Origin of the sequence: Roseimaritima multifibrata (genome assembly GCF_007741495.1) — a bacterium.
GTDB classification, from domain to species: domain Bacteria; phylum Planctomycetota; class Planctomycetia; order Pirellulales; family Pirellulaceae; genus Roseimaritima; species Roseimaritima multifibrata.
Window position 1 is genome coordinate 4,853,471 of sequence record NZ_CP036262.1, and the last position, 12,212, is coordinate 4,865,682.

The 12,212-nt window shown below is 55.1% G+C and carries 8 protein-coding genes; 2 read left to right on the forward strand and 6 right to left on the reverse strand.

Going from position 1 to position 12,212, the window contains the following annotated elements:
- Nucleotides 1–656: 656 nt before the first annotated feature.
- From FF011L_RS17555 to FF011L_RS17575, 5 genes are all read right to left on the reverse strand, one after another.
- Complete coding sequence (locus FF011L_RS17555) at nucleotides 657–1,871, reverse strand: nickel-dependent lactate racemase family protein (RefSeq protein WP_145352895.1); 1,215 nt, start codon at nucleotides 1,869–1,871, stop codon at nucleotides 657–659.
- Nucleotides 1,872–3,331: 1,460 nt separating this feature from the next.
- On the reverse strand, nucleotides 3,332–5,668 hold the full coding sequence (locus tag FF011L_RS17560) for an efflux RND transporter permease subunit (protein WP_145352896.1): 2,337 nt from the start codon (nucleotides 5,666–5,668) through the stop codon (nucleotides 3,332–3,334).
- Entirely contained in the window at nucleotides 5,665–6,471 is an 807-nt protein-coding gene (locus FF011L_RS17565) for an alpha/beta fold hydrolase (protein ID WP_145352897.1), read from the reverse strand. The genes FF011L_RS17560 and FF011L_RS17565 overlap by 4 nt, the downstream gene beginning before the upstream one ends.
- Nucleotides 6,472–6,688: 217 nt before the next feature.
- The gene (locus tag FF011L_RS17570; RefSeq protein WP_246109480.1) at nucleotides 6,689–7,396 is read right to left on the reverse strand and encodes a hypothetical protein; all 708 of its coding nucleotides are present in this window, start codon (nucleotides 7,394–7,396) and stop codon (nucleotides 6,689–6,691) included.
- A gap of 135 nt (nucleotides 7,397–7,531) precedes the next feature.
- The gene (locus FF011L_RS17575; protein WP_145352898.1) at nucleotides 7,532–7,960 is read right to left on the reverse strand and encodes a thiol-disulfide oxidoreductase DCC family protein; all 429 of its coding nucleotides are present in this window, start codon (nucleotides 7,958–7,960) and stop codon (nucleotides 7,532–7,534) included.
- Nucleotides 7,961–8,102: 142 nt separating this feature from the next.
- On the opposite strand from FF011L_RS17575, the gene FF011L_RS17580 reads away from it, so the two are divergent.
- On the forward strand, nucleotides 8,103–9,755 hold the full coding sequence (locus FF011L_RS17580; RefSeq protein ID WP_145352899.1) for a hypothetical protein: 1,653 nt from the start codon (nucleotides 8,103–8,105) through the stop codon (nucleotides 9,753–9,755).
- A 286-nt stretch (nucleotides 9,756–10,041) separates the two neighbouring features.
- On the opposite strand, the gene FF011L_RS17585 is transcribed toward FF011L_RS17580, so the two are convergent.
- On the reverse strand, nucleotides 10,042–11,349 hold the full coding sequence (locus tag FF011L_RS17585) for an outer membrane protein assembly factor BamB family protein (RefSeq protein ID WP_145352900.1): 1,308 nt from the start codon (nucleotides 11,347–11,349) through the stop codon (nucleotides 10,042–10,044).
- Between the two features lie 306 nt (nucleotides 11,350–11,655).
- Here FF011L_RS17585 and mog point away from each other — a divergent pair, with 306 nt between their 5' ends.
- A complete protein-coding gene (gene mog, locus FF011L_RS17590) occupies nucleotides 11,656–12,162 on the forward strand; it encodes a molybdopterin adenylyltransferase (protein ID WP_145352901.1) in 507 nt (168 codons plus the stop codon).
- Nucleotides 12,163–12,212: the final 50 nt, after the last annotated feature.

The window sequence follows — 12,212 nt, forward strand, 5'->3', positions numbered from 1 at the left end:
ACGCCTCTCCGAGGCGGAGAACTTGACGAGCACGAGTCTCGGAAAGACTCGCCTACGTGCGATTCCACCCAGCAGGAATCACCGTCTGGCGATGGTAGCTACGGCAATGCCGTAGCTCCGCCTCTCCGAGGCGGAGAGCCTGGTACGCACGAGTCTCGGAGAGACTCGCCTACGTGCGATTCCACCCAGCAGAAACCACCGTCTGGCGACGACAACTACGGCATTGCCGTAGCTCCGCCTCTCGGGTTGTGCGATAAATAAGTAGTGAGTGTGGCAGGGAGAAAAGGCCCCATGCCAGCTTGCCTGGCATGAAGCCAAGATTTGAAATTAGTTCGCATGGCTCTAGAAAAACGCTTCCCGTTCGGATTGCCGCTTTCAGCGGCAATCCGAACGGGATGCGAAAACCGTGGGGACAACCACCTCTAATTTCAAATCTTGCGTTCCTGTCGGGTAAACCGACGAGGGGACGTGGCGCTTGGATGTCTGGGCAGGTGCCAGCTGCTGTCAAACCGTCAACTTATATATCGCACATCCCCCGAGGCGGAGAACTTGGTAAGCACGAGTCTCGGAGAGACTCGCCTACGTGCGATTCCACTCAGCAGGAATCACCGTCTGGCGACGACAGCTAACGCAGTCACTAAACTCGATCCGCTCTCCTACGATCCCTTGCGTTTCGTTTTGCGTCCGTTGGCAAACTGAGCATTTCGGATGATTAGGCAGGATTCATGGGAATCGACAACGCGTTGCAGGGCGGTCGCATCTTCGATCGCGCCCAGTCCCAGTGGTTCAATCCGCTCGCCGGGCAATTTGGAATACAGCAGCAGGCGACCTTCACGCTGTGCGTCCAATAACAACGCGGCCGTTGACGCTTGACGGTCGGTCACTTTCAGCAAGAACTTTCGCAGGTCATCTTCGTCACCTGTACGCATCTCCTGCAAACGACGAAGGGCTCCCGTTGGTTTCTCTTCAAGAGCCGTTACCAGCACGATCGTCCCTCCCGGGCGAACCTCTCCGCGAGCGACGTCCAAACTTCGAGCCAGATTCTCCCAGCTCTGCTGCTGGGCGTCGCCGTCCACGTAGGCCAGGACCAAATCATGCAGCAAGTCTTCACCGATCTCTTGCCCCGCTGCTTCGGTTCCAAATTCTTTTTCCAGCCCAGGCACCGTCCCGGATCGAACCCGAATCAAATTCCCTCCCGAATCGACCTCTGCCACAACAAGCAACTGAAATCCAAGCAACGCACTCACTTGAAAAGCTTCTTTGTCGGCGGTACCGGGCCTCATCATCCGTTCATAGCGGAAACGTTTGCGGCTGGTGGTGTCGGAGAGTGCTGGAGAAACACCCCCGGCCTGCCACGGCGAATCCAAATAGGTCGCGGACCGTTTTAAGACCACGGGCAACACAAAATCGGCATGGGTCAGATCCTTGTTTAAATAAAGCGGATCGCCCGCTTCATTGGCAGCCAGATAGGCCAGATCTTCCTGCTGGTCCCCCTGGTGACGGACGACGGCAACAGCTTCCGGCAACGACACGCGAAGGCTCTCAATCGTCTCCTCGGTCGCCTCCTCACTAAGCAGGATGCGGACGTAACCTAAATCGGCCAGCGGCAGCGAATCAACGATCCCACCCACCACTTCCACAAGGGAGGGAATATTGGGGTCTACGGCCAAGGTGACAGAGTCTTCCGGCACCAAGATTTTGGTAATTGCAGGAAAATCCACCGGGGATTCAACTGCCTCACGAACCGCCAGACGGGGATCCTTAATGGCGTCCCCTACGTCCATTGCCTCATTCCACTGGAAAACCTTGTCGGTCGAGGCAGGAACGGGGAGCGTTGAACGAAGGGAAACAGTCGGTTTAGAGTTTGTCATCAATCCTCTACCAATGGGCGGTCGATACGTGGTAAAGACAGTTTTACGAATTTTTGGCTCCCGGGCGATGGTCCTCACGATGGCATTCTTCAAAAAACCTTCCGATTGCTTGTTCTCAGCGAACCGGCGGGAGCTCTTTCGAGCCTCTTTTGCCGCGATTGGGTTTGCCATTTGCTCAGGTTGCGGTTCGGACGGCCCCGATCTGACGGCCAACAATGCGGCTCCTCAAAATTCGCATAATCCGAACCTCTCTCAGACGATTTACTCTTCGAATCATTCCGACACCCCTCTGAAGCAAGTTTCCGATCAAGCGGATTCGCCCGAAGCCCAGGAACTGCTATCAAAAATGTTCCAGCAGTACCGGCAAGCGAAAACCTATTCCGACGACGGACGGGTCGAGCTTCGCTATAAGCAAAATGGGGTCGATCAAGTCGATTCAGCCCCGTTAGCCGTCCGCTATGAAAGCCCCGATCGGCTTGCCGTTCGAGCTTACGGGCTGGAAATGGCATGCAGTGGAGGGCAGTTAACCGCACAGATTCACGATATCGGCACCGAAAACTGGCAGAACCAACGTCTCCGCAGCAACCTACCGCCCGGTCCATTCACACTGGACGACCTGTACGCCGACCCGCTGTTGGTGCAATTTGCGACCGCGGGTCTCGGCGGCCCACCGCCTCAACTAGAACTGCTATTCGGGGAAAACCCGTTGCTGGGCCTGCTTGAAGGAAACGTCCGTTTAAGCTTGGATCGTCCGGTAAAACTAGATGGCCGCGTCTACTCAACCCTGCGGATCAGCGGTCCTGCGACCGAGTACGTTCTTTGGATTGATCCAAACACTTTCCTGCTACGACGAATCGATTTGCCGCTCAGTTCGGTCCCCGGGCTTTCGGAAGATGTTTCGATCCAGCATCCTCGGCTATCGATCGATTTACGGGATGCCAGTTTCACGGCTCGATCGCGAACACCTTTCCAGCTATCCCATCGCCAAAGCACCATCGACGTCCCGGCGTTTATCCCCCTGCCACCGGCGATTGCCAACCCGATGCTGGGACAAAATGCGCCCGCTTTCACGCTCGACATCCGCTCCCCACAAGGGCAGGGGCTGTGCCGCGTCAGCCAGCAGGGATCCGATCGTCCGATCACCGTGCTGCTGTGGGTCGCTCGCCACTCGGGAAGTGAAGCAGCGGCCCAGGAACTGCATCAATTGGCCGGGTCGCTCCCCGCGGCCAGTCGCGATGCGACACGATTCGTCATCGTGATGGCCGAAGACGGGCCTCCGACCGGGCAAACCTTGCAGCAATGGAATACGCCACTACCTTGGGTCGATGATCGGCAAGCGATCGGACGTGACCTATTCCGCGTTGAAACCGCCCCCACGCTCTGCGTGCTGGGGCGAAACGGAGAACTGGAATGGTTTCAGCATCGCGTGGAACCGGGAGCCCTCCACGCGTTGCCGCAGGTCATTCAAGATTTGTTATCGGGTGTCCACGTCGGGCGGTCTTTGCAGGAAGAACACGCGGCGAATCTGCAGGCTTATCAACAGGCTTTGCAGAGTGCGATTCAAAACAGCGGCCAAGCGGTCCCGCCAAAATAGAGGGAAGCAAAAACAAATCGCCGATCAAAGCCGCCAGCAATAAAGTGACCATCAACCACGCGAAGTGCAGGATTGGCACAAACGAACTGGCTGCAAAAACGATCAATCCTCCAGCACAAATCATCGTCGTGTGCGCCATCGCACCGGAACAATGATAGTAGGCCTGACGCAGGGCATTGGGACGGCTTACCCCCTGCTGCGAACCGCGTCGGAACCAAGTGAGAAAATGGACCGTATCGTCAACGGCGATCCCCAGTGCCGCACTGGCGGTCATCACCGACCCGATCTGAACAGGGATGTTGATCCATTCGATCCCACCAAAAATGGCGACCGCAGGAAACAGATTGGGGATCATCGCCAACAAGGCCGCACTAAGACTGCGAAGGACCACAACCAGCACCACGGCAATCACGGCGAACGCGGCTAAAAAGCTGCGAAACAGATCGGTTAATAATTGACGCTGTGCCTTGTAGATTAAGGGGATCACTCCAGTGTAGGTCCCGCTAACCTCCGCTTCTTCCAAGACCGGATCGACCACGCGCCGCAACGTTTCAGAGAACCTGCCGTAGTCCAAATCTCCGATCGCATTGGCTCGCACCGTGATCCGCCAGAGCTGCTCTGAATTGGTTTCGGCAAGGAAGTGGGCGTCCATCAATTCCGTCTTCGTACTCGGTTGATTGATCATTTGCCGGGCGACCACCTGCCGGACTCCGCCGCCGCTGGTGGCCGCTGGCAATAGATTCACCGCCGACATCGTCGATACCGGTTCATCCACCGAGTGAATCTGCCGCTGAACCGCCGCCACGACTCGCATTCGCTGAACACGATCCCGCGGGTCGTCACGTCGAAAGCGTACAACAATCTCCAGTGGAACCATTGGGCCAATCGTCTCTTCCAACCACTGGTAATCCTGGATCGCATCGCTTTCCGGCAAGAACCGGTCCTGCAATTTGACCGTCGACCGGATCGAGGGGAGCGCGGAACCACAAAACAACATCAACGCTAAACAAGCCGTCAAAACCCATCCGTGACGCCGGAGAATAAATCCAACCAGGGTCGACGCGATTCGATGACGCTGACCAACAGGCAATTTTGGGGCTCCAACCTTCGGCGGAAACAACTTCAAAGCGGCTGGTAGCAACGTGAACAAGAGCACCAACCCAACCAGGACTCCCAAAGCGGAATAGAGCCCGAACATTCGGATGGGGCCGATCTTGCTTAGTACCAACGAGGCCAAACCGATGGCCGTCGTACTGGCCGCCAACAGACATGGCAGTCGGCTTTGCTGGACCGCGGTGCTGAGAACATTGCGGATTTTAGGATTTGCGGCGGCGTCTCGGTAATAGTTAACAAGGTGAACGGCCGACGAAATACTTAACACATAGATCAGTGGTGGCAGCATCGTCATCAACAGATTCATCTGGCCTCCACCAAAATAGAGGATCGCCAGAGTCAGACCGGTGCTGTACCCGGCGACACACAAAATCATCAACGCCATCGCTAAACTTTTTAAGCGATAGGTTGCAATCAGGAGCGACAGTGCGGCCGAAAAACCAGCCAACTGAAAGAGCAATTTTCGGCTTTCTGCATCGATCGCGGCCGCATCGACCGTCGGTCCCGCAAGCCGCAACTCCGATTCGTCCAGTCCCACTTCGGTTTTTGCCAGTCGGCGGATTTCGGCAACCGCCGCACTGCGATCGCTTTGGCCTTCCAGCGAGGTGCTAAGCACCATACAGGTTGATTGCCCGTCCGGGCCGACCAGAAACCCTCCCAACCGAACCCTTGCACCCGCGGAACTAAAATTGAGCGGCGGAGCGGTCAATTGTTGGTAAATTTCAGTCCCGGTCAGCGCACGATCAAAAAAGGGACTGGCCACCAGTGCCGAAGATAACTGCGGCAGACGCGGATCATCCAGCGTACATCCCGGCCAACTGACGACCGCAATTTCATCATTGCCAAATTGACTTTGAAAGAGGTCGTATCGATCGGTTTCCTCAAACCCCTGAGGCAACCACTGCCGAGGGTCATTCGAGGTATTACGCAAGGCACCGATCGCGCCATAGGCAACTAGCGGAGCACATAATACGGCTACCGTGACAATCCAAAATGCAGACTGTCGGTAGCGTGGGATTCGATGGTGGGAAACGGGGAGTTGTGCCCCGTCGTGGTCGGCCGCATCCGTTGCGGACTGCTCAGATTTCACGATGAAGCAAAACAACTTGGTAAGAAGTCTTCAAGTAATTTAGTAAACGCCGCTGGACGCTCCCAATTAGGAGCGTGGCCGCACCCGTCAATAAACTCCAGGCGTGATCCCTGGATCAAACGCTGAAAGTCTTTACCCGTTGATGGGGGAGTGATCTCATCGTCACTTCCCCAAATAATCATCGTTGGCAAATCAAGCTGATCGAGTTCTTTTTCAACATTCCGGTCTCGGGTCGCACGCGATACCCGCAACAGGAACCGGACATAATCGCGGTCATGGACCGCTGCGTGCCAGTGATCGACCAACTCGTCCGTCACATAACTGTGATCATGGAGGATTCCTTGGACGGTGGTACGCACAAAATCTTTGGAAGGGCGTGGCTTCAGACCACGAATCGGACTTCGTTCAAACAATCCGGCACTTCCGGCCAGCACCAAACCTTCGGCATAATTTGGGTTTCGAACGCATAAATCGATGGCCAGCAATCCGCCTAGCGAATTTCCGCACAAGACAAACGATTCCAGCCCAAGCGATTCGATAAATTGGGCCACAATGCCGCTCAGGTCCGCGACACTTTCCATCCCGTTGCGACGCCGTTCCGGTTGGTGGTCGATGGGAAGCTGTGGGGCGATCACGCGATATTGCGAAGAAAGCGATTGCATCACTTCCTGCCAATGACCTGGGGTCCCAAATAGTCCATGAAGGAAGATGACAACTCGGTCGCTGTCGCCCATATCGACCACCCGCGTCAGATCGATACCATCCAACGATTTTGATGGATTCCGAGACTTGGGTTTGAGCATCAGTTGACAACTCTAAAAGTGTGCAGGATAAGCGAACAGGCCACCGTTAAGACAGAAAACGGCTTCTCACGACAAGACGCCTGACATCAATGCTGCCGAATATCTCACCGTTTGGATTTACTCCGCTGAGTGTAGCCGATCGCCTGCTATCCGTCGAATGAAAATGTGTTCAGATACCGTAATCCACCCATACTTTCGGCATCCTTTTGACATCGGATCATGGACGATAATAGAACTGCTCGTCGCTCATGGGGGGGGCGTAAGGCGTCGATGGATAACTTCCATCGTAGTAAGGAGGTACAGCGTACCCCGTCCCCGGAAGGGAGGGATAAGGACGTCCAGCACCGCCCAACGGCGATCCTCCGTCGACTCCATTGCCAAACCCCGGCGGATAACCACCACCAGGATGCCCGGAGCCGGGTCGACCGCCACCTGGATGCCCCGGACCTGGCTGGCCACCGCCCGGATATCCGGGACCGTAACCACCATTATTTCCGTATCCTCCATAACCTCCCCAAATGCCCCCGAGTCCCGCCAAAGGTGGTCCCCAAGCCGCATAAGGCTGCGAATAAGGCCGATACGGGAATCTCCACTCACCATACGGACGAACAGGATCTCCCCATTCCTCGACGCGATGGTAGTTGTCCGCTGAAGCACCGAACTGCATCGAACTCCGCACGTGAGAATATCCGCTGCTGCGGAAATTGGACACTTGCGGGGTATAGGCTGGCTGCGGGGCACGATACTGATTAACGCGAGCTCCACTCGGAGCATGTGTGTAGGTGCTTGGCAGAGTCATCCAGTCGACACCCAATGCAGGACCCGTCCCCCCGAGAACCAAACTAACGGTCAACAACGACATGCAGCGCGCTAGGCCGGTGGCCGCACGACGAGCAAAACGGTTTTCCAGAAGGTTGATGTCCATGGATTCCAAAATAGTTCTTGAAATCCGATCCGGTGAGTTTTTTTTCTTATGACGGACCTGTTCCTCGATTCACCGCCCCTTTTATCCGCAAATCCGTCACAACCGAATCAAAGGAGGGAGACAGGCCTCTAAGAATTACCGCAGATGGATGCTGCAGGCATCGCCATCACAGTCTTTTCCGGCCAGCTTGTAACGTCTTTTGGCAACTTGCTGATAAGCCCATCGCCACAATCGGGCGGTCCCTGGCATGTGCAAAATCGGCGCGGCCCACCACAGCAGAGGCAGACGACGCGTCAGATATCGAACCGCGTTCGAACCTCCGTGACGATTGCCACTTGTATCAACGATGACCATCTCCTCCATCATCCGTTCATGGGTCAAATCGGGGTAACGTTCGGCCACCCGCGGGTCATGAAGGGAGATAAAGGAAAGTCGCCCACCGCGATCAAACCGCTGCAGCCGCTCGACCTGAGCGCGGCAAAAGCGACATTGCCCGTCGAAAATAACGACATCCGTTCCAGGAGCATCGTCGGGATCCGGTAGTGGCTTCACAACGGCTGCCATAAATAGGGGGCTCGAAAGGGGCAAAAAAGCGACTCCCAGCGGAAAAAGGGAGCCAATGAGGAGGCTGACTGCCTCTATAATAACCGTAAGGTCTCCGAATTCGATAACGGCCTATCCAAATTCCGATCACGAGGCGTATCTGATGAACCAGATCGAAACGCAGGTCAAGCGGGCTCGCCGCCGACTAATGCTCCAAACTTTTGGACGCGTTATCTCATGGACACTCTTTGCGGGCCTGATGCTTGCTTTCATCGGGATTGCGTTGCCAAAGATCTGGGCACTGGCCATTGATGTCTCGGCCTGGAATGCCGCATGGCTGGGAGGCGCTTTTGCGGTCGGCCTGATCAGTGCAGTCGCTTGGACTTATTTTAAAGGCCCTTCGGATGCCGAAACCGCTTCGGAAATCGATCGTCGTTTCGCGTTGCGAGAACGACTGAGCAGTTCTTTGGCAATGCGTGAATCGGAACGCAAAACCAAAGCGGGGCAAGCTTTGGTGGCCGACGCGGAACAGCGTGCAAAACGCATTGCGATTCCCGATCGTTTTGGACTCCGCCCCGCAAAACTCGGTTTGCTGCCGCTGATCCCGCTGGCACTGCTGGCAGTCTTGATTTTCATCCCCAACGCCACGCGTGAAAACGAACTGGACGCCAGCGCTCTCTTGGCTGCGAAACAAGAAGCCGAACAAGTGCAACGGACCGCAAAAATCCTCAAAAAGAAAATCCAAGAAGCTCGCGATCAAGCCAAAGAGAAGGGACTAACCGATGTCGAGGATCTGTTTAAACAGCTGGATCGAAAACTGGACAAGATTACGAAACGTGAGAAAACCGATCGCAAAGAAGCGATGATCGCATTAAACGATCTGAAAGATACGTTGGCTGAGCGTCGTGAAAAACTTGGTTCGCCCGACAAGATGCGCAAATCCCTCTCCAACCTAGAGAACATGGAAAAAGGGCCCGCAGACCGCGTCGCAAAATCGCTCCAACAGGGAGACTTTGGGAAAGCACAGGACGAAATTAAAAACCTAGCCCAAAAGATGCGAGACGGAAATCTGAACGAAGAGGAAAAGAAAAAACTGAAAGCACAGATCGAGCAAATGAAAGACTTGATCGAAAAAGCGGCTCAGAAACATGAACAGGACAAACAAAAACTGCAGGAACAAATCGAGGAAGCCAAGAGCCAAGGCCGCCAAGCCGATGCGGACAAACTGCAGCAGAAACTGAACGAAATGAATCAGCAACAAGACCAGATGGATCGCATGCAAAAACTAGCCGAAGGTCTTGGCAAGGCCTCCGATGCAATGCAAAAAGGGGATTCCCAATCGGCGTCGGAAGCCCTTGAGGCAATGGCCGATGAACTGGGAGAAATGCAACAAGAACTCGACGAACTGGAAAGCCTAGACGACGCGATGGAACAACTATCGCAGTCCAAAGATCAGATGCGATGCCAGCAATGCCAGGGCAACGGTTGCCAGCAGTGCCAAGGAATGGGGATGGGAAAAAGCGAAAAACCAGGCAACGGTCTAGGGGAAGGAGAAGGGTTCGGCGATCGTCCTGAATCGGAGGATGACACCAACACCTACGAAACCCAAGTTCGTGGCAAACCTCAAAAAGGTCGCGGAATCATCGCAGGAGTCGCCGGCGGTGAAAACAAAAAAGGGGTCAGCCGTGAAGAACTGCAAGAATCGGTTCGCAGTGCCATCAGCGAGGAAAGCGACGCCGTCGAAAACCAATCCCTGCCAAGAACCGAACGAGCTCACGCCCAACAGTATCTGGACCTTCTTCGCGAAGGGAATTGATGACAGCCAAACGCAAAATCTGAGATTGCGTTTAGCCAGCATAAGCAACCTTTCCGAAGCAAAAGTGTCGTCTTCCGCTTACTGACCGCTAGCGCAAAGCGCAAGCGAGTGAATCAATACAAGCACGAATCCTTGTCTTGGAGAGGTGCGGCATACGTGAGCGATGACCTACCGGCAATAGGTCACGAATAAATTGCACGTCCCGAGCGAAGGACGACAATCCAATGCCCCACCCAAACCATCGCCAAACGTATAAGCGTTTGGCGAAAAGAAATTCGCCTCTTGCCTACTCAGCGATGCAGTAGATTCGGTTGGTGGTTCTTACGAACAATTGCCCATCGGCGATTGCTGGTGTTGCCGTGAAGTCTCCGTTGTCTCCATCCAACGTATTGGATGCCAACAACTTGAACTGATCGCTTAATTCCACAACCGAACCGCCCCCTTGTCGATTGAAGAAATACAGCCGATTTCCGGCAACGACCGGCGAGCTGTAATCTTGGCCGCCTCGGCGACCACGCCGGTTTTGGCCCGCCGCGTTCCCGGTTGCAAGCCGCTCTTGATAGACCTGACTTCCGGTCTTTGCATCGATGCAATTCAGAACCCCGCTGGCAACCCAGTAGAGTCGACCTTGGTAATGAACCGGAGTTGAAATACGTGCGCGATGGTTTTCGCGCCAAACGAGATGCGAATCATTGACGTCCCCTTTTCCACCACCGCGGATGGCAACCGCTTCTCCGCTGCGACCATCCATTGCGTAGATAACGCCATCGACTTCGATGGGGCTGCCATTCATTTGGTCTCCGGAAATTCCGTCGGCAAACCAGCGTAGTTTTCCATTTTCAGGATTCATTCCCCAGATTTCATCCGGGACGGCCAGAACCAAATCGGTACGGTTTTGATCGACCTGCGAGAGAATCGGCGTCCCCCACATTCCGCTCAGCCCGACTTCCTGCTTCCAGATTTGCGTACCATCGTGCTTGTTCAATCCAAACAAACTGCCACTCTCGGGGCCCGCGGTAACGATCAAGACATCGTTGAAAAGAATCAAACTTGAAGCCGATCCCCAGCGGCGCGGATCAAGTCCATCCCCCACTTCGTGGCTCCACAGTTGGTTGCCTTCCAAATCGAAAGCATGCACCCCCGATTTCCCGAAGAAGCAATAGACTTTCTCACCATCACTTACCGGGGTATGAGATGCATAACCATGTTCGGCAAACATTCCGCCATATTGTTCTTCCGGCAATTGCGGTTGAATCTCTTGATCCCAGAGCGTCGCTCCGGTCGACCGATTCAGACAGATCAGATGCAGTCGCAGCGCCGATTGTTCGCCGGGCTGTTCCCGTTGCAGTCCGTAACCGGTCCAGTAAGTCAGGATCACTTTGTCACCGACAACAATTGGGCAGCTATGCCCAGGCCCTGGCAAGTCACGCGACCACTGGACATTCTTATCGCTCGCCCACTCCGCGGGCGGCATTTCCTCAGAAGCGGCGATTCCCGAGCCATTGGGGCCCCGAAAACGTAGCCAGTCATCCGCAGACGCGACACAGGGTGCCGCAACCACCAATAGACCAGCGAGGAACCGTAACAAAGGCATCAAGCCCACTCCGAGAAAAGGTAAAGAAAAGTCGCCGAAAATTTCGTAAAGTACGCAACCATCGAAACCGTGCTACCTGCAGAGAAGAGCACGACCGAGTATTCTAAGAGAGAAGTCAAAAGAGCGGCAGACCGCGAACGTCGAGCCACCAGGCCGCGGGAAGCACTACGGTAGACGGCACAACGAGATACCTCTCGACGTCCGCGGTCCACCGCTCTTTTGAGTAAAACACAGAACGGAGGCATAGGTTTCGCTCCGAATCGCAGGAAATCCTTTTTTTCTGATACCTTTTGAAACGATCAGTGAATGCCACTTCAAATTGGAGTCCTGACGATCTCGGATCGCGCTTCCCAAGGGGTCTATGAAGACCTGGGAGGCCCTGCCATCCGGGACTACTTTGCAAAAAGGAGCGTTTTCGCGGTCGACTACTTTTCGCAAATCATTCCGGATGAAATCCCCGCCATTCAAACCGCACTTATTGAAATGGCGGATGACCGCTGCTGTCCGCTGATTCTGACCACCGGCGGAACCGGCCCCACGATTCGCGATGTGACCCCGGAAGCAACCGAGAACGTCTGCGACAAAATTTTGCCAGGCTTTGGTGAGCAGATGCGGACCGCGTCGCTCCGCTTTGTTCCCACCGCCATCCTGTCACGTCAGCTGGCGGGAATCCGGCAGCAGTCGCTCATTATTAACCTGCCAGGAAAGCCGACAGCGATCGCCGAGTGCCTGGACGCCGTGATCGAAGCGGTCCCCTACTGTCTCAAACTGATCGGGGGGGGTGAATTGAAGCTGCATCCTCCCGAACGCTGATCCAAATCGCGAAGGATCTGCCTCGATTCTCGATCAGCAGGTCGCGAAAA